The 20,335-nt window shown below is 35.5% G+C and carries 20 protein-coding genes; 19 read left to right on the top strand and 1 reads right to left on the bottom strand.

All coding sequences use genetic code 11. The features are described from left to right. Positions 1 to 9: 9 nt before the first annotated feature. A complete protein-coding gene (lgt, locus tag RBQ61_RS14325; protein ID WP_308137901.1) occupies positions 10 to 747 on the bottom strand; it encodes a prolipoprotein diacylglyceryl transferase in 738 nt (245 codons plus the stop codon). Positions 748 to 1,103: 356 nt separating this feature from the next. Between lgt and mraZ the strand changes: the two genes are divergently transcribed. The 19 genes from mraZ (at position 1,104) to metF (ending at position 20,322) form a co-directional block, all read left to right on the top strand. Continuing rightward, entirely contained in the window at positions 1,104 to 1,541 is a 438-nt protein-coding gene (gene mraZ / locus RBQ61_RS14320) for a division/cell wall cluster transcriptional repressor MraZ (RefSeq protein WP_308137900.1), read from the top strand. An 11-nt stretch (positions 1,542 to 1,552) separates the two neighbouring features. Beyond that, positions 1,553 to 2,482 carry a 16S rRNA (cytosine(1402)-N(4))-methyltransferase RsmH gene (gene rsmH / locus RBQ61_RS14315; protein WP_308137899.1) on the top strand — a complete coding sequence of 310 codons (930 nt, stop codon included), beginning with the start codon at positions 1,553 to 1,555 and terminating at the stop codon, positions 2,480 to 2,482. A gap of 3 nt (positions 2,483 to 2,485) precedes the next feature. Continuing rightward, a complete protein-coding gene (locus RBQ61_RS14310) occupies positions 2,486 to 2,962 on the top strand; it encodes a septum formation initiator family protein (protein ID WP_308137898.1) in 477 nt (158 codons plus the stop codon). Between the two features lie 11 nt (positions 2,963 to 2,973). Beyond that, positions 2,974 to 5,106, top strand: a complete 2,133-nt coding sequence (locus RBQ61_RS14305; RefSeq protein WP_308137897.1) for a penicillin-binding transpeptidase domain-containing protein — start codon at positions 2,974 to 2,976, stop codon at positions 5,104 to 5,106. A gap of 243 nt (positions 5,107 to 5,349) precedes the next feature. Further along, positions 5,350 to 6,831, top strand: coding sequence for a UDP-N-acetylmuramoyl-L-alanyl-D-glutamate--2,6-diaminopimelate ligase (locus RBQ61_RS14300; RefSeq protein ID WP_308137896.1), 1,482 nt, complete (start codon positions 5,350 to 5,352; stop codon positions 6,829 to 6,831). 18 nt (positions 6,832 to 6,849) lie between these two features. Further along, a complete protein-coding gene (gene mraY / locus RBQ61_RS14295; protein ID WP_308137895.1) occupies positions 6,850 to 7,824 on the top strand; it encodes a phospho-N-acetylmuramoyl-pentapeptide-transferase in 975 nt (324 codons plus the stop codon). Between the two features lie 36 nt (positions 7,825 to 7,860). Further along, positions 7,861 to 9,222 carry a UDP-N-acetylmuramoyl-L-alanine--D-glutamate ligase gene (gene murD / locus RBQ61_RS14290; RefSeq protein WP_308137894.1) on the top strand — a complete coding sequence of 454 codons (1,362 nt, stop codon included), beginning with the start codon at positions 7,861 to 7,863 and terminating at the stop codon, positions 9,220 to 9,222. Next, positions 9,206 to 10,327, top strand: coding sequence for a putative lipid II flippase FtsW (gene ftsW / locus RBQ61_RS14285; protein WP_308137893.1), 1,122 nt, complete (start codon positions 9,206 to 9,208; stop codon positions 10,325 to 10,327). The genes murD and ftsW overlap by 17 nt, the downstream gene beginning before the upstream one ends. Before the next feature lie 127 nt (positions 10,328 to 10,454). Then, on the top strand, positions 10,455 to 11,579 hold the full coding sequence (murG, locus tag RBQ61_RS14280; protein WP_308137892.1) for an undecaprenyldiphospho-muramoylpentapeptide beta-N-acetylglucosaminyltransferase: 1,125 nt from the start codon (positions 10,455 to 10,457) through the stop codon (positions 11,577 to 11,579). 69 nt (positions 11,580 to 11,648) lie between these two features. After that, entirely contained in the window at positions 11,649 to 12,911 is a 1,263-nt protein-coding gene (gene murA / locus RBQ61_RS14275; protein ID WP_308137891.1) for a UDP-N-acetylglucosamine 1-carboxyvinyltransferase, read from the top strand. A 34-nt stretch (positions 12,912 to 12,945) separates the two neighbouring features. Further along, positions 12,946 to 13,776, top strand: a complete 831-nt coding sequence (locus tag RBQ61_RS14270; protein WP_308137890.1) for a cell division protein FtsQ/DivIB — start codon at positions 12,946 to 12,948, stop codon at positions 13,774 to 13,776. Further along, positions 13,769 to 14,497: a DUF881 domain-containing protein gene (locus tag RBQ61_RS14265; RefSeq protein WP_308137889.1), complete on the top strand. Its 729-nt coding sequence runs from the start codon at positions 13,769 to 13,771 to the stop codon at positions 14,495 to 14,497. The genes RBQ61_RS14270 and RBQ61_RS14265 overlap by 8 nt, the downstream gene beginning before the upstream one ends. A 262-nt stretch (positions 14,498 to 14,759) precedes the next feature. Next, positions 14,760 to 15,212: a DUF881 domain-containing protein gene (locus RBQ61_RS14260; RefSeq protein WP_308137888.1), complete on the top strand. Its 453-nt coding sequence runs from the start codon at positions 14,760 to 14,762 to the stop codon at positions 15,210 to 15,212. 15 nt (positions 15,213 to 15,227) lie between these two features. Then, entirely contained in the window at positions 15,228 to 15,572 is a 345-nt protein-coding gene (locus RBQ61_RS14255) for a DUF1290 domain-containing protein (protein WP_308137887.1), read from the top strand. A 94-nt stretch (positions 15,573 to 15,666) separates the two neighbouring features. After that, positions 15,667 to 16,752: a cell division protein FtsZ gene (gene ftsZ / locus RBQ61_RS14250; RefSeq protein ID WP_308137886.1), complete on the top strand. Its 1,086-nt coding sequence runs from the start codon at positions 15,667 to 15,669 to the stop codon at positions 16,750 to 16,752. Between the two features lie 127 nt (positions 16,753 to 16,879). Then, entirely contained in the window at positions 16,880 to 18,484 is a 1,605-nt protein-coding gene (locus tag RBQ61_RS14245; RefSeq protein ID WP_308137885.1) for an ABC-F family ATP-binding cassette domain-containing protein, read from the top strand. Continuing rightward, entirely contained in the window at positions 18,484 to 18,747 is a 264-nt protein-coding gene (locus RBQ61_RS14240; RefSeq protein WP_213926133.1) for a hypothetical protein, read from the top strand. Before RBQ61_RS14245 ends, RBQ61_RS14240 begins: the two co-directional genes overlap by 1 nt. A gap of 335 nt (positions 18,748 to 19,082) precedes the next feature. Then, positions 19,083 to 19,283 (top strand): cold-shock protein, encoded by a 201-nt coding sequence (locus tag RBQ61_RS14235; protein ID WP_213926132.1) that lies wholly within the window; start codon positions 19,083 to 19,085, stop codon positions 19,281 to 19,283. A gap of 160 nt (positions 19,284 to 19,443) precedes the next feature. After that, complete coding sequence (gene metF, locus RBQ61_RS14230) at positions 19,444 to 20,322, top strand: methylenetetrahydrofolate reductase [NAD(P)H] (RefSeq protein WP_308137884.1); 879 nt, start codon at positions 19,444 to 19,446, stop codon at positions 20,320 to 20,322. Positions 20,323 to 20,335: the final 13 nt, after the last annotated feature.

Genomic DNA, 20,335 nt, shown 5'->3' with positions numbered 1-20,335 from the left:
AAGAATCTATTATTTTATTTCTTTTTTCTTTTTTAAATACGTGAGAAGTAAAAAGCCGGCTATGATGGAAGCAAGGCTTACCAACTGTGCTATTCTCATTCCCATGAACATAAGGCTGTCTGTTCTTAGCCCTTCCACAAAGAACCTTCCTGCGGAATATAAAACTAAGTAAATAGCTAAAACCTGTCCGTCTGTTGTTTTCTTGTTTTTTCTGTACCAAAACAGAAAAACAAATATGCAAAAATCGATTATTGACTCATATAGAAATGTGGGATGCACTTTTTGACCATTTACCACTATTCCCCACGGAAGATCTGTAGGGCCTCCATGAGCTTCCTGATTAATGAAATTGCCCCATCTCCCTATTGCCTGACCTAGAGCCACGCTTGGTATAACAATGTCAAGAAGTTCAAATACATTAATTTTTCTTTTCTTGCAGAATAATATGCCTGCTATTATACCGGCAATCAATGCACCGTGTATTGCCAGCCCGCCGTTTCGTATGTTTATTATTTCCGATGGGTTTAGGCTGTAGTAATCCCATGAAAATGCTACATAGTACAATCTTGCTCCTACAATCGCTGAAGGAATTGCGATTAAAAGAAAATCAAGAAGATTATCTTCCTTGAAACCAATCCTTCGGCATTCTTTCAAAGCAAAAAATATTCCCAACAATACTCCAAGGGATATTAATACACCGTACCACATTATATCAACACCAAAAACTCTAAATGCTACCGGATCCATAAATCCTCCTACCTGTTTTACTTTGCAGTTAACTTCCTATGCTGCTTTTACAATTATATAGTTATATTACCGCCAAGTCAAATAAAAGATGGTGGAACGATAAACGTGATGATTATCGAGAAACTAACTTCAAATAATAAGCTTTTTCTACAAAAATAATTCGTATTTTATACGAATTATCTCATTTTTTGTTGGTTCAGGAAGTAGGTAATGTGGATTATTTATTGCATATTGGTTGTTGGGCATTGAAATTACACACAAAATTATGGACAAAAATATATTTTTTTAAATTTAAAAAATAATAGTGGAACATTTAGCCCACAATGTGGTATAATATGCCCAGTAGGTGGTAGAAAATGTTTACTGGTGAATACATACATTCATTTGATGAAAAAGGAAGAGTTATAATACCTTCAAAATTTAGAAATGAACTAGGGGAAACATTCTATATCGGAAAAGGACTGGATAAATGTTTATTTGTTTATCCTATTGAAACATGGACAGAATTTGTTGGTAAACTAAAAAACCTCTCAACATTCAATAAACAAGAAAGATTCTTTCTCAGAAGATTTGTTTCGGGTTTTAGTGAATGTTCTTTTGATAAACAGGGAAGAATATTGATACCGCCTAATTTAAGAGAATTCTGTGAATTGAGTAACGAAGCTACTATTATAGGGGTTATAGACAGAATAGAAATTTGGAGCAAAGACAGTTGGAATGATTACTCCAACAATGACGAATTTGATTTTGACAGCATTGCGGAAAAAATGTCAGATTTGGGGATAGGACTATAAGGAGGAGTCACATGGATTACAAGCATACATCGGTTTTATTGGATGAATCGATAGAAGGATTAAACATTAAGACTGACGGAATTTATGTTGATGCAACACTGGGAGGGGGAGGTCACACAGAGGAGATACTTAAAAGAACCACAAAAGGAAGGGTAATAGGTATTGACCAGGATGACTATGCAATTAAAAGAGCAAATGAAAAACTAAAAGAATATAAAAATTTTACAGCGGTGAGAAATAATTTTAGCAATATTGAAGAAATTTTAGATGATTTAAATATAGATAAAATTGACGGAATTTTATTTGATTTGGGAGTTTCGTCTTTTCAATTAGATATACCTGAAAGAGGATTCAGTTATAACAATGATATGCCCCTTGATATGAGAATGGATAATAGTCAGACGACTACTGCAAGACATATTGTTAACGGATATGAAGAGCATGAGTTGTCAAGAATATTGTGGGAATACGGCGAAGAAAAATGGGCTGCGAGAATTGCTAAGTTCATTGTTCAGGAAAGAGAGCATGAATTTATAGAAACAACCGGACAGCTTGTAAGTATTATTAAAAAGGCGATTCCGAAGCAAGTTCGTCAGGATGGAGCTCATCCGGCTAAAAGAACATTTCAGGCTATTAGAATTGAAGTGAACAGGGAACTTGAAATTCTTGAGAACACATTTAAACATGCTGTTGACAGGTTGAATCCCGGAGGAAGAATTTGTGTTATAACATTTCATTCCCTTGAGGATAGAATTGTTAAGAATACATTTCAAAACTTAAACAAGGATTGCATATGTCCTCCAGAGTTTCCAACATGTGTATGTGATCACAGACGAAAATTAAAAATTATAACCAGGAAACCTATTGTTCCTACGCAAGATGAAGTGGAAACAAATAACAGAGCACACAGTGCTAAGCTAAGAATAGGAGAAAGGGTGTAAGAAATGTCAGCTTTAAGAAAAGAAGCCATTGATTTAGATTATGGACAAGGATCGGTAAAATATTCTCCAAAGAAAAAGCGAATAAAAAAAGCTAAGAAAAATATTAATGTTATAGAAAGCTTTAAGAATACTGCTATGCTTGCAGTAACATTTATACTTGGAATATTAATAGTCTATAATTATGCTGTCATAACGGATAAACAAATGGAGATTCACAATTTAAACCAGGAAATTGCCACGCTTAAAAATGACGCAGACGCTTACAACATAACATTGGAGAGTATAAAAAACACTAATTCAATAGAAGAAATGGCAAAAACGTATCTAGGGATGAATTATCCTACAAGAAAACAAACCGTATTTGTCGACTTTACATACGGAAGTACAGAAACTTCGGAGGATGAAACTAAATCAGCAGAAGAAAAAAGCAATAACATACTGGTAGGTTTAATTGACAAGGTTGTCAGTTTCATTCAGTAAGGGGGTTTCGTATGAAAAGACGGGTGAAAAGCATTACTAACCTTCAAAATAAAAGAAGAATGTTGGTATTTTTGCTTTGCTTTTTTTTAGCTACGATTGCACTGGTAGTAAGATTAGGGTTTATTCAGATCATTCATGGTGAAGAGTATAAAAAGCAGGCCATGGAAAATTGGTCCAGGGATATTACAATAAGTGCAAAAAGAGGAACAATATATGATGCGAGAGGGAAAAAACTTGCAGTAAGTGTAAATTCAAGCACTGTGACTTGTATACCAGCGGATGTGAAGAAAGGCATGCAGTCGAGTGAAAAAGAAAAGGAATCAGAAGAAGATGAAGCAGGAGGGTTCATAACATCGATTCTCAAAAAAATGAACAAATCAATGTTTGGGTCGGGTAAATCCACTGCAGCGGAGTCAATTCCGATAAATACTAAATCACCTGAAGAAACAGCTAAGATTTTATCGGAAATTTTAGAAATGGATTATGAAGATGTTCTAAAAAAAATAACAGCTGATTATTCATCCGTTATTTTAAAAAGGTGGATAACAGACGAACAGGCGCAAAAAATAAGAGAAGCTGAATTGAGCGGAATAACTGTAATTGAAGATAATAAACGAGTATATCCATACGGAAATTTTGCTCCGTATGTGCTTGGATTTACAAATACCGATCAGGATGGTCAATACGGTGTGGAAGCTACATTCAATGAATATTTGACGGGCATCCCCGGAAGGACAGTTGTAAACACAGACGCATCCGGCAGAGAACTGCCATTCGGGTATAATGAATACTATGAACCCAAGGACGGACTTGGAGTCGTGGTTACAATAGATGAAGTAATTCAACACTATGCGGAATCAGCGGCGCAAAAAGTACTGAAGGATTATAATGCCAAGAGGGCTACTATAATAGCGATGGACCCAAATAACGGAGATATCCTTGCAATGAGTTCAAAACCGGATTATGACCCAAATAATCCTAAAGAGCCTCTTGATGAAATGATCAAACAAGAGTGGGATCAGCTTTCTAGTGAAGATTTGATGAAAGCTTGGTATGACATGTGGAGAAATCCTGCTGTTAATGATATATATGAGCCCGGGTCCACATTCAAGCTTTTGACTACAGCAATAGCGCTTGAAGAAAATGCTGCAACTCTTCAGTCAACATACTTCTGCGACGGATTTGTCAGACAGATTCCGGGAGAAAACATTAAATGCTGGAGATATTACCGCCCTCACGGGCAGCAGACACTATCCGAGGCAATACAAAACTCTTGTAATGATGCCTTGGCAGAGATAGGTCTGGATATTGGAAAGGATGCATTTTTTAAGTATCTTAAAGCTTTTGGTCTTGAAGAAAAATCAGGAATTAAATTAAACGGAGAAGCTCTTGGTTTACTCAAAAAACCCTCATATATGAAAGATGTAGATGTAGTAACGCAATCATTCGGGCAGGGGGTCGCGGTTTCTCCCATACAGCTAGTTACGGCAGTTGCGGCAATTGCAAACGGCGGAAACCTTATGGAACCCAGGATAGTTAAACAAATCATTGATGAAGACGGCAATGTAGTTGAGAACTTTGATCCTGTATTAAGAAGAAAAGTTATTTCAGAGGAAACTTCAAAGACTATGCTTTCGATTATGAAAGATTCAGCAGAGGCTGGTACAAAGCAGGCATATAGAGCAGGTTACCGAATAGGTGGGAAATCAGGTACAGCGCAAAAAGTTATCGATGGCAAGTATGTAGACGGCAAATTTATATCCTCATTTATAGGGGTGGCACCTGTTGACAATCCAAAAGCGGTAGTATTGGTAATGGTTGATGAGCCGGACAGAAGTATAGGATATTACGGAAGTATTGTAGCAGGTCCTGTTGCAGCGGACTTGATTGAAAATATCATGAAATATTATGATGTTGAACCTATTTATACTGAAGAGGAATTAGGAAAGGTTGAAGCTCAGACTGTTGAAGTGCCAAGTCTTCTTGGACTTACAATTGCCGAGGCAACAGATAAGCTTATACATGCTGGGCTTGAAAGTAATATAACAATCGAAGTAGAGGCTGACAGAATTGTAAAATCTCAATTCCCTAAGGCTGGCGAAAAGGTAGCTAAGCATTCTATGATAACATTAATTTTAAATTAAAAAATTATTTGGCTTCGCCTGGCAAAATAAAATACATCTTAATAGCGGCGGAACGCATTATTATTGCGTTCCTTTTTTCAAATTTTATGGCAATGCAGTCTATATGTTAAATACTTCACATTCTATTAGTTGAAATATATGGAAAAGTACCAATTATTATAACAATTCTGTTTATTGTATTTGAATTTTAATTATGATAAAATTGCATATAATAACATACAATTAAATAAAGGGAGCAAACAAATGGATATTAAAAGCCTTCTTCAGCAAATAGATTATGAAAGCTTTTCGGGAGATGAAAATACTACAATAAGAGGAATTACAAATGATTCAAGAAAAGTTTCCGGCGGTGATGTCTTCGTTGCAATTAAAGGCTATACTTCAGACGGTCACAAGTATATACCTGATGCGCTAAAAAACGGAGCATCAACAGTAATATGCGCCGAAGTTCCTGACAACAGCCTCACATTAGGTAATTTTATATGTGTTAATGATCCCAGAAGAACTCTGGCGTCAGCGGCTAACATTATATACGGGAATCCTTCGGAAAAACTTAACATTTCTGCAGTTACCGGAACTAATGGGAAAACAAGTACCACATACCTATTAAAGGGAATCTATGACTACCTGGGAGATAAATCCGGAATAATAGGAACCATTGGAGTATTGGTAGAGAATGAAAAGGTAAAGGTTGACAATACGACTCCGGAAGCTTCAGACTTACAAAAATACTTTGCAAAAATGGTACAAAAAAATGTTGATCATTGTTTTATCGAGGTGTCTTCTCATGCTCTTGAGTTGAACAGAATTGATGATATTAATATTGATGTTGGAATTTTCACTAACCTTACCCGAGATCACCTTGATTTTCATAAGACAATGGAGAATTATTACCAAGCTAAGAAGAAGCTCTTTTACATAACTAAAATTAATAATATTATAAATGTGGATGATCCCTACGGACTGAGACTTTACAAGGAGCTTAAAGAAGATGGAATCAATGCAGTTTCTGTAGGTATAGAAAATGATGCAGATATAAAAGCGTCAAATTTAAAAACAACCATGAAAGGCACTTCGTTTGATTTGAATATCTGCGGAACTGTTAAGAAAGTTCATGTCAATACACCCGGAAAATTCAGTGTGCTGAATTCCATAGGAGCATTAGGAGCAGCTTATGCATTGGGAGCAGATATTGATAAAATAATTGAAGGCCTAGCTAATATAAAGGGAGTAACGGGAAGATTTGAAATGATTGAAAATAATCTTGACTGTATAATTGTACTAGATTTCGCCCATACACCTGATGGACTGCAAAAAGTTATGGAAACAATAAATGAATTTGCAGAAGGAAGGAAAATTGTGATGTTCGGAGCGGGAGGAGAAAGAGATTCCGCGAGGCGTGCACCAATGGGAGAAATAGCGGGAAAGTATTGTGACCTAAGCATCCTGACGTCAGATAATCCGCGCTTTGAAGATCCTTATGAAATATGTTCGGAAATTGCAACTGGGGTGAAAAAATATAACGGTAAGTATGAAATAATAATAGAAAGAGATAAAGCAATTTATTACGCTATTGACAATTCAAAGAGCAAGGATGTAATATTGTTAGCGGGCAAATCAACTGAGCCTTATCAGGATATGGGAGTAGAAAAAGTTCCGTACGACGAGGGCACAATTGCAAAAAATGCAATTATTCAGGTTGAACGAAAAAGAGGACTGAGATAACAAAACAAGGAGTTAAAAATGCACGAAGCAGGACAAATAATCAGAGTAATAATTGTATCTTTTCTCATTGCACTGTTCTTGGGACCGGTTGTAATACCGATATTAAGGCGTCTTAAAGTGGGACAAAGCATCCGGGAGGAGGGGCCTAAATCCCATTACACAAAAGCAGGCACGCCAACAATGGGAGGCATTATAATTATTTTAGCAGTAATAATTGCGACATTTACCAGTGGATATTATACAAAAGAAGTGTGGGCAGGACTGTTTTTTATGGTTAGTTTTGGACTTATAGGATTTATAGATGATTACATAAAGGTTGTTCTTAAGAGAAATTTAGGTCTCAAAGCCTATCAAAAGATCATATGTCAGTTTATTTTTGCATTAATGCTTGCAATGTACGGTTCGAGATACAGCGCATACGGAACAAAACTCATAATACCATTTGCAAATGCATATATTGATTTAGGTGTTTTATATATACCGTTTGTATTATTTGTAGTCGTAGGCATAGTGAATTCGGTAAATTTGACAGATGGATTAGATGGGCTTAATACAGGTGTTACTCTTATAGTAATGGCCACATTCAGCCTCATAACAAACAGCATGAAGGATATAAGTTTGGTGTTTGAAGGAGTTTCAATAATAAGTGCTGCTGTCGCGGGAGCTTGCCTTGGTTTTTTAAAGCACAATGCAAATCCAGCGAAAGTTTTTATGGGAGATACAGGTTCATTGGCTTTAGGAGGGGCGGTTTCCGCAGTTGCCGTGTTGTCCAATACTATATTGCTTATTCCCATAATAGGTGGAATTTACTTTGCTGAAGCACTGTCGGTAATTATTCAGGTGCTTCACTACAAAAGAACAAAAAAAAGAATATTTAAAATGGCGCCCCTTCACCATCATTATGAAATGAGCGGATGGAAAGAAACGAAAGTTGTGGGCGTATTCTGGATTGCAACAGTGATACTGGCATTTATAGGAATTTATTCAATATAGGCGACATAAAATAATAATGGGCTGGGAGAGGCTAACATGAAAAATAAAAACATACTTGTTGTAGGGCTTGGGGTTTCAGGAATTGCATGCGTAAAGAGTTTAAGCAGGCTTGGAGCTAACATATATGCTTATGACGAATCATTTGAAAAGGCATCCGAAAAAATGAATGAACTGAAAGGCATAAAAGCAGAATATTTTTTCGGAGAAGATAATATAGAAAATATAAAAATGGATATGTTGGATCTGGCGATAAAAAGTCCCGGAATTAAATACGAAGTACCTATCATACAAAGGCTGCTGCACAAAAAAATTAAAATAATCAGTGATATTGAAGCAGCATACAAGGTTGCAGAATCTAAAATAGTTTCAATAACGGGAACAAACGGAAAAACAACTACAACTACACTGATTGGGGAAATAGTTAAAGCGGCTGGTAAGGAGTGCAAAGTTACTGGCAACATAGGATCGGGAATGCTTTTTGATTCTGTAAATTCAGATAGAGATAGTATTTTAGTTGCCGAAGTCAGCAGTTTTCAACTTGCAGGAACATATGAATATAAGCCTTCTGTTAGTGTTATTACAAATATTACTCCAGATCATTTAGATTATCACAAAACAATGGAAAACTATATGGAGGCAAAATTTAAAAATGTTATAAACCAGGATGAGAATGATTGTGCTGTTTTAAACTATGAAGATAAATATATAAGAGAATTTTCAGATAAGATAAAAGCACGAAAAATATTTTTTAGCTCAGAGAGAGTATTGGATGAAGGTATTTATTCTGATAATGAAAAAATGTTTTTCAAACATAACGGAATAACTGATTTTATAATTGATATAAAAGATATCTTTATACCTGGCAAACACAACTTGGAGAATGCTATGGCAGCTGCAGGAGCAGCATTATGCTTAGGCATAGGTAAATCAGAAATTGCTTATGTGCTTAAGGAATTTAAGGGAGTTGAGCACAGGCTTGAATTTTGCGGAGACTTTAATGGTGTTAAGTTTTATAATGACTCAAAAGGAACTAATCCTGATGCATCTATAAAAGCAATTCAAGGAATAGAAAAGCCTATTATATTGATAGCAGGAGGGTATGATAAAAAATCACCCTACGATGAATTTATAAAGTCGTTTGATAATAAAATAAAAGCTTTGGTTTTATTGGGGCAGACGGCTGCAGATATAGACTCATGCGCAAGAAAATACGGATTTGAAAATATATACCACGTAAAAAATATGGATGAGGCAGTTCGTAAGTGCTTTGATTTAAGCAGAACAGGCGATAATGTAGTTTTATCTCCTGCATGCGCAAGCTGGGGAATGTATCCTAACTACGAAGTTAGGGGAAGAGATTTTAAGGAGAGGGTAAATTATTATGGAGGAAGCAGTTAAGAATGCCGGTAAGAAGACTATTGACTGGGTATTAGTTTTTATAGTTATAGTATTGATACTCTTTGGTTTCCTTATGGTTTACAGTTCCAGTTATCCTGATGGATATTACAAATTTGATGGTGATCCATTTTATTTTTTAAAGAAGCAGGTTATAGCCGCGGTTATCGGTCTTGTGGGAATGATTTTTTTTGCAAGTATTCCGTATAAAATATATGCAAGATTTAATAAAATGATTTTAATTGCATGTGTAGGGTTTGCTCTTCTGACAGTTGTGCTGGGAATTGCTTCAAACGGTGCACAGAGGTGGATAAGCGTAGGAGGTATAACATTTCAGCCTTCAGAAATAATTAAAATAGGCGGTGTTTTGTACATGGCTGACTATTTTAATAAAAACAGAAAAAACATGGGATCACTTAACAAGGGATTTTTTCCTTCGCTAATATTAATTGGTTTGTTTTGCCTTTTGATAGCCATGCAAGATGATTTGAGTACTGCTATAATATTGGGTGGTACACTTATGGTTATGTTTTTTTGTGCAGGTGCAAGGTTAAGTCATCTTATTGTATTATTTCTGCTCGCTGTGGCAGGGGTTGCTGTATTAATAGCAATGCAGCCGTACAGAATCACAAGAGTAATTGTTTTTTTTGATCCATTTGAGTATAGTCAGAATGAGGGGTGGCAGATTATTCAGTCACTATACGCTTTGGGAACTGGCGGCTTGTTTGGAATGGGTATAGGAAAGAGCAGGCAGAAGTTTTTTTATCTTCCTGAGGCATATAATGATTTTATATTTTCAATAATAGGAGAAGAACTTGGGTTTATAGGTTGTGTGTTTTTAATATTGGCGTTTGTTGTTTTTGCATGGAGAGGGCTGAGAATATCCATGAATACTGAGGATTTTTACGGCAGTCAAGTAGCTTTAGGGTTAACAACACTTGTGCTGGTTCAGTTTTTAATTCACGTGGCAGTTGCTACTTCGTCAATGCCTCCTACAGGAAGAGCTCTTCCGTTTATAAGTGCCGGCGGGTCATCATTGATGTTCTTGCTGTGTTCAATGGGTATTTTACTAAATATATCGAAATTTTCAAATACATATAGAAATTGAAAATGATAATAAGTCATTTTCAATGAGTTCCAGAATTGTATGGGCGAAAGCCAATTGCAAACATGTGAACATAATTGCACCTATGGTGTAAAAAAATATATACAAATTATAAGGATTGGTTAATTTTATGAGAGTTCTTATTACGGGCGGCGGAACAGGAGGTCATATAAATCCTGCACTTGCAATAGCTCAAAAGATAAAAAACGAGAATCCATCCAATGAAATATTGTATGTTGGAACAAAAAATAGCCTTGAAAGCGAATTGGTTCCAAAAGCAGGATTTGAGTTTGGATATGTATCCGCAAAATATTTAAGAAGAAAGATTAGCTTAGAAAATATTAAAACATTGTTTGCTTCTGCTAAAGGGGTAGTAGATTCATTAAAAATAATAAATCAGTTTAAGCCTGATATTGTAGTAGGTACTGGAGGATATGTCTGTGGACCGGTTGTTCTTGCGGCAAGCTTGAAGAAAATTCCAACTATGATTCATGAGCAGAATGTATTTCCTGGAATTACAAATAAAATTTTATCAAAAATAGTAGATGTTGTTGCAATTAGCTTTGATGAAGCTGAAAAATATTTTCCTGAGGATGCAGTTAAGAAGCTTGTGCTTGTTGGTAATCCTGTGCGCAAGGATATTTTAACAGCAGACAGAAAAAAGTCAAGAATAAAGTTAAATCTTTCAACGGATACAATATTGATCTATTCTTTCGGAGGAAGCGGTGGACAGCCGAGTTTGAATAAAGCTATAATAGATGTAATAAAGAAATATAATAAAAAAAGGGGCATAAGGATTATCCATGTTACCGGCAAAAATCATTACAGTGACTTTATGGATCAAATTAATGAAGACAACATAGATATTGGTGATAATATAGAGATATTAGATTACATGTACGATGCTGCGACGGCATTATCGGCATCTGATATTGTGATAGGGAGTGCAGGGGCTATTACTATTGCGGAAATTACTGTTACAGGAGTTCCGGCTGTTCTTATACCTAAGATGTATACTGCTGAAAATCACCAGGAGTATAACGCCAGAGCACTAGAAAAAGTTGGTGCAGCAAAGGTAATTCTAGAGAAGAATTTAAATGGCAGTGAGCTAATAAAAGCTATTGAAGAAATTATTGAAAATAAAAGTGTATTGAGAACAATGTCACTTAATTCAAAAAAAATGGGAAATACAGATGTTGAAAATAAAATATATGAATCCATGCTTAAACTAATCAACTTAAAATCCAAAAAGTAACAAGTAAGTGAACGCTGCATAACATATATTATGATTACCACATGTAATACTTGTTGCGGAGGGATAAAGATGGGGAGTTTTATTATTCAAGGAAGTAGCAGCCTGGAAGGAATCGTTGATATCGGCGGATCAAAAAATGCTGCTCTTCCTATTTTAGCCAGCACGGTAATAAACGGGAGAGAGTATCTTCTTGAAAATATACCTGACATTGAGGATGTCAGAGACATGTTTGATATCCTAAGAACAATGGGGTGTAAAGTTCAATATGACAAGGGCGTCGCATTAATAGATACCAGAGAGCTTAACACACACAAAGTTCCTGATAAAATTGTAAGAAAAATTAGATCATCTATAATTTTAATGGGAGCGGTGCTTCAAAGAACGGGTAATGTAGAAATTGCATATCCGGGAGGTTGTGAAATTGGGCTTAGACCCATTGATCTTCATTTGAAGGGATTAAGGAAGCTGGGAGTTGAAATATTTGAGAAAAGCGGGCTGCTGGTAGGAACAGTGAAAAAAGCTGAAGGCTGTGAAATTTCATTAGACTATCCAAGTGTTGGAGCTACGGAAAACATAATGCTTTTTGCTGTTGGCTCTCCAGGAAATACGGTTATTTATAATCCAGCCAAAGAGCCCGAGATTGTGGATTTGCAAAATTTTTTGAATACCTGCGGTTATTCGGTGTATGGAGCCGGAACCGGTACAATAATTATAGAAGGAAAAGATATTAAAAATACTGACACTGTTGAATATAAGATAATATCCGACCGAATTGAGGCTGGAACTTATTTAAGCGCAGCCGCATCGATGAAGAGCAAAATATACATAAGAAATATTGAAAAGTCGCATTTTAAATCAATTACCTCAATTTATGAAGATGCCGGATGTGAGATAAGAGAAACTCACGGCACTATTGTTATTTCAAATAACGGTAGAATAAAGGCCATAGAAAAGGTGACTACACAGCCGTATCCGGGATTTCCGACAGACATGCAGGCTCAGTTTATGTCATCCATGTCGGTTGCTGACGGAATTTCAATAATAGAAGAAACTGTTTTCGATAGCAGATTCAAGCATGTGCCTGAGCTTCAAAAGATGGGAGCAAACATTACAATTATAGGAAGAGCAGCTGTGGTTGAAGGAGTTGAGAAGCTGTACGGAGCAGAAGTTGAAGCGAAGGATTTAAGAGGAGGAGCAGCACTGGTTGTAGCAGGATTAGGAGCTGAAGGAACTACAAAGATTAATAACATACATCACATAAGCAGAGGATATGAAAAGCTTACAGATAAATTGCAAAATTTAGGTGTAATAATTACACAAATTGAACCATAAATAAAAGATGAAAAATAACGGCGTGTGAGCGTTGTTGTATAAATATAATATAGGTACTGTAATGGCAAATGAAAAAATAACTAAAAAACGAAAGAAAAAAAGAAGAAAATTTAGAAAGCTATTTGTCAGTACAGCAGCTTTTATAACGGCTGCTGTAGTTGTTATTTTTTGTGTTTATTACGTGTACTTTGAAACTGATTACTTTAATGTTGCAGAAATAAGCGTATCTGGTAATTCGAGTTATGACAGTGATTATATAGTGGACAAGTCACAGATAAAAAAAGGGCAGAAGATTTTCAGCGTTGAAAGAAGCGAGATACGTGAGATTATCAGCAGAGAAACCTATGTGAAAAGTGTAAGAGTTATTTATGAGCTACCAGACAAAATACTTATTAAGGTTTCTGAGAGGCAGGAGAAGTATCAGGTGCATTTTAATAACGAGTACATAGTAATTGACGATGAGGGAATAGTACTTAGAAACGGACCGGAAAAAAACGAATTAATAACTATTGAAAGTTTGACAGATGTATTATACAATATAGGGGAAACTATTCAATTCGCAGGAGTTTATGACGCAAGTGAAATACTCCGTGCGGCTGATTATATAAATGAAGAATTCGGAACCGACGCAGTAAAAGGATTATCTGTTGATTCAGATGACAGTTTTTTGCTAAAAACGGAATACGGAACATGTGTAAAAATAAAGCTGAATGAAGACATTAAATATCAAGTTGTATTTGCAATGAAAATAATAAATGAGAGATTAAACAACAACCTTGTTGTATCAAACGGGTTGATTGATTTTACAAAGGGGGATAGTCCGGTTTATATAGAGGACTTTAAAGCGGAGGAAAATAATGAGTAAATTGTGGCAAAAAATAATGTTATTTGTAATCAGTATAGTGTTGGGAATTATTTTAATGACGCAGATCCAAACAACAAACAGTGTATTGGGTGGTGACACTCTTCAAGAGAAAGCGTCAAACCTTAATAACGAGCTTGCAAGACTCTCTGTTGAGAAGAATCAACTTAGAGAGGAATTGGATGAACTTAAAAGAACGTCTGAAGAAAATAAGGAGCTTTTTGAATCAAGAGAAGCTGAAATACAAAGACTAAATGAGGAACTTGAAACTCAGAAAATACTGTCAGGCTATTATGATGTAAAAGGAGAAGGAACTATTATAACCATAGATTCAAATCCAGACTCACCATACAGCATTGCAATGAGCCATCAGTACATACTTGCACTCATAAGCTACTTAAACAATGCAGGAGTGGAAGCAATATCAATAAACGGGCAAAGATATACAAACTACACAGAAATAGTTCCGGTTCTTGACCATATAAATGTCAACGGTGTTGCCATGGTTTTGCCTCTTGAAATAAAAGCGATAGGTTTTTCGAACACAATAGAGGCTTCATTGAATTTTGTCGGAGGAATAGTGAGTCAGTTGAACAATATAGGATATACTGTTGAAATAGAGAGCTCTCCTGAAATATTTATTAATGGATTTGATGGAGAAAAAGAATTTAAGTATGCAGAACCTGTGACAGGCGAAGAAGATACTATGAACGGAGGAGATTGATATTAAAGTCAATACCTATATTATTGCATTATTATCTTTTGTTGCAGCTTTTTTTATCGCTTCAGGGGTAGATGCAAATGTAAATGAAAACACAATATATTTAGTTAGGGATTTAAATGAATACGAAAATAATATTAATGATGTAAGAAACGTAGTTGAAGGCCTCAAAGAAGAAATAATTAATGAAAAAAAATTCATCTACGGATATGAAAATAAAAGCTATTTAGACGATATAATAAGTATAAGCTCACAAATTGAAGAATTGAAATTTTATAATGGATTTACTGACGTTAGAGGACCGGGAATATATTTTAAGATCTCAGACAGTACAATTGAAGACGATAGTTTGGATATAATGCAAAAGATTGTTCATGATGTAGATATTACAGTTTTGCTGAACGACTTAAAAGCTGCCGGTGCTGAGGCTATAGCTGTAAATAGCAAAAGGATTATTAACATATCGGAAGTAGTGTGTGCTGGACCACTTATAAAAGTTAACGGAGAAGGAGTATCAGCCCCATTCTTTATAAGTGCCGTTGGAGATATGGAAGACTTGTATACGGCCGTAACAGAAGAGGGAACATATGCTTATGATCTGAAAAACACATATGGAATGGCGGTGGATGTTATAATGAGCTACAACGTTCCGATTCCAAAATATAAAAGAAACAATGAAACAAATTATGAAGTTAAATATGCGGTTAGTGCTGAATGATAAGGGGTTGATTAAATGATTTATGTAGTTACAGGAGTTATTCTTGGCCTGCTGGTTGGATTGAATTTAAATTTAGTATACAGTCCTGAGTATGCAGTTTATATTTCAATAACTGTCTTGGCAATTTTGAATACAATTTTTAATTTGCTAAATCTAAACACAAAGGGCGAGTTAACAATCGTTAAAAGTTTAACGCATTTATTGGCGGATCTAGTGTTTGGTTTGCTGCTTGCATATGTGGGAGAACAGTTAGGGCTTCCTATTTATTTAGCCGCAGTATTTGCATTTGGCAACAATATTTACCAAAATATGAGAGCATTAGTTAATTTTATACTAGAAAAGTATAATAAAAATGAGTAAACTATTTAAAAATATATATGAAATTCAACATGTATATGCTATAATAGAAGCATTACGAATATGAAAAATTTTCTCTTGTTTAGGAGGTCAATATATGTTTCAGTTTGAAGAACCAACAGAAAGACTCGCGAATATTAAAGTTATAGGTGTAGGCGGCGGCGGAAACAATGCTGTAAATAGAATGATAGATGCCGGTGTGAGGGGTGTTACTTTTATAAGTGTAAATACGGACAAGCAGGCATTATATACATCAAAGGCAGAAATAAAATTTCAGATAGGCGAAAAATTAACCAGTGGTTTGGGGGCAGGTTCCAAGCCGGAAATTGGTGAAAAAGCTGCAGAGGAAAATAAACAGGACATTGCCGAGCTTGTGGAAGGCGCGGACATGGTTTTTATAACTGCAGGAATGGGAGGCGGAACAGGAACCGGAGCTGCACCTTACATAGCCGGAATTGCAAAGCAAATGGGAATACTGACAGTTGCTGTTGTTACAAAGCCTTTCATATTTGAAGGTAGAAACAGAATGAAAAACGCCGAAATGGGACTTAAGAAATTAAAAGACAGCATAGATACATTGGTTGTTATTCCCAATGATAAACTTCTAGAAATATCGGATAAAAAAACAACTATGCTTGAAGCATTTTCGCTGGCTGATGATGTTTTGAGACAAGGTATTCAAGGTATTTCAGATTTGATTGCCATACCTGCAATTATGAACCTGGATTTTGCTGATGTTGAAACCATAATGTCGGGCCAGGGCCTTGCACATATGGGAATAGGAATGGCAACAGGTGAAAACAGAGCACTTAACGCAGTTAAACAGGCAATACAAAGTCCGTTGCTTGAAACTTCTATAAATGGTGCAAGAGGAGTGCTGCTAAACATTACAGGCGGAGTTAATATGGGTATACATGAGGTTAACGAAGCAGCGAAGCTTATTGAGGAAGCTGCAGATCCTGAAGCAAACATCATATTCGGAGCGAATATAGATGAAACTGTAGGAGATGCTGTTAAGATAACTGTCATTGCAACCGGTTTTGGTGGAACAGAAAAAGAAAGCGAAACAGTCAAAATTTCTAGGAGTGATAACAAAAATAGTAATAACGGCGGGGATGCTGCGCAGAAAGAAAATCCGTTTGATTTCCAGATTCCTTCATTCCTAAACAAGAGAAATAATTAATTTACCAGGAAAGTCTTGAAAGACCCGAACGGTCTTTCTTTTTTCTTGCATTATTTATATATATATGATATTCTTTTAAAGGTTTAATTTGAATATAAGCATAATAATATACAGTAAGGATGATTAAATGATTACAGTAACAAATTTAAGTCTCCAATTTGGCGGGAGCAAGCTTTTTAATGATGTTAATTTAAAATTTGTTCCGGGTAACTGTTATGGTGTTATCGGAGCCAACGGGGCAGGTAAATCTACTTTTCTAAAGATTTTGTCGGGAGAAATCGACTGCACAACAGGAGAAATAGCAATACCGAACAATGTGAGGATGTCTGTTTTGAAACAGGACCATTTTATGTACGATGATTTTTCAGTAATGGAAACCGTAATAATGGGCAATAAAAGACTCTACGAGATAATGAAAGAAAAAGATGCCCTCTATGCAAAAGAAGATTTTACTGACGAAGATGGTGTCAGAGCTTCGGTGCTTGAAGGCGAATTTGCAGAGATGAATGGATGGGATGCTGAAACAGAAGTTGCACAGATACTTCAGGGGCTTGGCGTCGGATCGGAGCTGCATTATTCATACATGAGAGATTTAAACGGAGGCGATAAGGTTAAAGTTATGCTTGCACAAGCATTATTTGGACGTCCCGGAATAATTCTACTTGATGAGCCTACAAACAATCTGGACATCGATTCGATAAATTGGCTGGAAGATTTTTTGCTGGATTTTGAAGGCCTTGTAATCGTAGTATCTCATGATAGACATTTTTTAAACACTGTATGTACTCATATAGTTGATATTGACTATAAGAAAATTAAGATGTATGTTGGTAATTATGATTTTTGGTATGAATCAAGTCAACTCATGCAGCAATTGATGAGAGATCAGAACAGGAAAAGAGAAGATAAAATAAAAGATTTGCAAAACTTTATTCAGAGGTTCTCTGCTAACAAATCTAAATCAAAACAAGCGACGTCAAGAAGAAAGCTTCTTGAAAAACTGGAAGTCGAAGAAATGCCGGCTTCGTCGAGAAGGTATCCGTTTGTAAAGTTTACGCCTGACAGAGAAGTTGGAAATGAGATTCTCACAGTGGAAGGTTTGTCAAAAAATATAGACGGCATAGATGTGCTTAAAGACATTTCCTTTAGGGTAAACAGGGGAGATAAAATTGCATTTGTAGGGGAAAATGAACTGGCTCAAACAACACTTTTTAAGATACTTGTAGGTGAAGAAGAGCCGGATAAAGGTACTATCAAGTGGGGGCAAACAATCACTAAATCTTATTTCCCAAAAGACAATTCGGAGTTTTTTGATGGGGTTAATTTGAACTTGGTTGACTGGATGAGACAATTTTCAGAAGACCAGTCAGAAAGCTTTTTAAGGGGATTCCTTGGAAGAATGCTTTTTTCTGGAGATGATGCATTGAAGCCTGCTAATGTATTGTCCGGAGGAGAAAGAGTGAGATGTATGCTCTCGAGAATGATGCTTTCAGGATCAAATGTGCTGGTTCTTGATCAGCCTACAAACCATTTGGATCTTGAATCCATAACCGCACTTAATAACGGACTAATAGACTTTAAGGAAATTGTACTGTTTTCTTCCCATGACCATCAATTTATACAGACAATTGCAAGCAGAATAATTGAGCTTACAGAAGATGGGATGATAGACAGAGCGATGACATATGATGAGTATTTAGAAAGAAAAGAAAAGAAGTCGAGGGTGAGTTAATGAATAAGAAGTGTGCTCAGGAAATGAGCTTTGAGGATTTTTGTGGTGCTATCAACCATGAGATGCTCAATGAACTGACTAAGATGAATATTTCTTACAACAGGGCATACAGCATCTTTAAAGATATAATTAAGGAATCTCAATTGACTGAAAATGAAGACATGGGTACCATGGACAGCATTGTCAGGAACATTATTTTGGATTATACCGATGAAGTATTGGCAAATGAATTTTCTAAGTATGAGCCTAGGGAAGATCAATAGCACGGAAAGTTATTTTGAGTTAAGGCGAGGAACATAATTGGTGATAGATTGTGATTCCTCGTTTTATATAGCAATTTTAACTAAAAAATTTGAACTGCAGAATTCGACAAAATGTGTCATGCTGTTTGTGATTTTTATTTTAATCTTATTATTATTTTCCATAAAAAGTGTTGACAAATACATAAGTGTGTGCTATTCTTAAATAGTATTACAGAGTATTTATAGATTTCACATGTTTTTAGATATTATATGTGTTGCTGTATATAATATGTAAAAATATGTGAATTTTTTTATATACAATGTCAATATAAATTTTAATATTTTAGGAGGTACTCATGGTTAAGGGTACAGTTAAATGGTTTAACTCAGAAAAAGGATTTGGATTTATTACAAAGGAAGATGGAAATGATGTATTCGTACATTTTTCAGCTATTCAAGGAGATGGATTCAAAACTTTAGAGGAAGGTCAAAAAGTTTCTTTTGACGTTACTCAAGGTGCTAGAGGAGACCAGGCAGCTAACGTAGTTAGATTATAATTATTAGCGGCTAAACAAGAAACCGGGAATTACTTCCTGGTTTCTTTTTTTAATTATATTGAATTATATAATTATAATAGTTTAAGTTTATTTATAGATCCTTGTTTACAATTCCCAACATACTGTGTTATAATGTTCAGAAAAATTACAAGGAGAAATAATGTTTATAAAGGACATATTTAATAAAAAAAAATTTGTATTTTCATTTGAAATATTTCCGCCTAAGGCGACATCACCTATAGATACCGTATATAAAACCATGGAGGCACTGAGTGACCTGAGACCGGATTATATAAGCGTAACATATGGAGCTGGTGGAGGAAGCAACCAGAATAAAACAAGTGAAATTTCATCTATGATAAAAAACAGGTATGGAATTGAGGCTTTAGCTCATCTTACATGCATCAGCTCAACTGAAGATGATATAAAAGAGGTTTTGAAGGAGCTAAAAAAGGAGAATATTGATAACATACTTGCACTTAGAGGAGACATACCGTTAGAACAGGATATAAAGGGAGATTTCAAGCATTCATCAGATTTGGCAAAATTTATAACAGAGAATGAGTGTTTTGATCTCGGAGGTACATGTTACCCAGAAGGACATTACGACAGCAAGAATATCGAGGAAGATGTGATTAATCTTAAGAAGAAAATTGAGGCTGGCGTTACACATCTTACTTCTCAGCTTTTTTATGACAACAATGCCTTTTATGAATTCATGAATTTAACGGTAAAACATCACATTAATGTACCTATTCAGGCAGGAATAATGCCCGTCACGAACAAAAAGCAAATTGAGCGTATTGTAGAATTAAGCGGCACCAAAATGCCGGAAAGATATATAAAAATTATGGATAAATTTGAGTATGACAAAGATGCAATGGCAGATGCAGGGATTGCATATGCCACCGATCAAATTATAGACTTAATGTCAAACGGTGTTGCCGGAGTCCATCTTTATACTATGAACAATCCATATATAGCAAGAAAGACTCATGACAATATAATTTCTTTAGTACACTCTATTAATAGGAAATAGTAAAAGGGTCAAT

The organism is Sedimentibacter sp. MB35-C1, assembly GCF_030913635.1.
Classification (GTDB): domain Bacteria; phylum Bacillota; class Clostridia; order Tissierellales; family Sedimentibacteraceae; genus Sedimentibacter.
The sequence above is the reverse complement of the archived record's forward strand: the minus strand, read 5'-3'. Positions and strand labels throughout refer to the sequence as shown.

Bases quoted from the DNA above. Each gene is read 5' to 3' on its own strand.
- lgt (WP_308137901.1), bottom strand. From the start codon at position 747: ATGGATCCGGTAGCATTTAGAGTTTTTGGTGTTGATATAATGTGGTAC.
- ftsW (WP_308137893.1), top strand. From the start codon at position 9,206: ATGGAGGAAGCAGTTAAGAATGCCGGTAAGAAGACTATTGACTGGGTA.
- RBQ61_RS14245 (WP_308137885.1), top strand. From the start codon at position 16,880: ATGATTACAGTAACAAATTTAAGTCTCCAATTTGGCGGGAGCAAGCTT.
- RBQ61_RS14235 (WP_213926132.1), top strand. From the start codon at position 19,083: ATGGTTAAGGGTACAGTTAAATGGTTTAACTCAGAAAAAGGATTTGGA.
- mraY (WP_308137895.1), top strand. From the start codon at position 6,850: ATGCACGAAGCAGGACAAATAATCAGAGTAATAATTGTATCTTTTCTC.
- ftsZ (WP_308137886.1), top strand. From the start codon at position 15,667: ATGTTTCAGTTTGAAGAACCAACAGAAAGACTCGCGAATATTAAAGTT.
- RBQ61_RS14240 (WP_213926133.1), top strand. From the start codon at position 18,484: ATGAATAAGAAGTGTGCTCAGGAAATGAGCTTTGAGGATTTTTGTGGT.
- RBQ61_RS14265 (WP_308137889.1), top strand. From the start codon at position 13,769: ATGAGTAAATTGTGGCAAAAAATAATGTTATTTGTAATCAGTATAGTG.
- metF (WP_308137884.1), top strand. From the start codon at position 19,444: ATGTTTATAAAGGACATATTTAATAAAAAAAAATTTGTATTTTCATTT.
- RBQ61_RS14310 (WP_308137898.1), top strand. From the start codon at position 2,486: ATGTCAGCTTTAAGAAAAGAAGCCATTGATTTAGATTATGGACAAGGA.
- RBQ61_RS14305 (WP_308137897.1), top strand. From the start codon at position 2,974: ATGAAAAGACGGGTGAAAAGCATTACTAACCTTCAAAATAAAAGAAGA.
- rsmH (WP_308137899.1), top strand. From the start codon at position 1,553: ATGGATTACAAGCATACATCGGTTTTATTGGATGAATCGATAGAAGGA.
- RBQ61_RS14255 (WP_308137887.1), top strand. From the start codon at position 15,228: ATGATTTATGTAGTTACAGGAGTTATTCTTGGCCTGCTGGTTGGATTG.
- murD (WP_308137894.1), top strand. From the start codon at position 7,861: ATGAAAAATAAAAACATACTTGTTGTAGGGCTTGGGGTTTCAGGAATT.
- mraZ (WP_308137900.1), top strand. From the start codon at position 1,104: ATGTTTACTGGTGAATACATACATTCATTTGATGAAAAAGGAAGAGTT.
- murA (WP_308137891.1), top strand. From the start codon at position 11,649: ATGGGGAGTTTTATTATTCAAGGAAGTAGCAGCCTGGAAGGAATCGTT.
- murG (WP_308137892.1), top strand. From the start codon at position 10,455: ATGAGAGTTCTTATTACGGGCGGCGGAACAGGAGGTCATATAAATCCT.
- RBQ61_RS14300 (WP_308137896.1), top strand. From the start codon at position 5,350: ATGGATATTAAAAGCCTTCTTCAGCAAATAGATTATGAAAGCTTTTCG.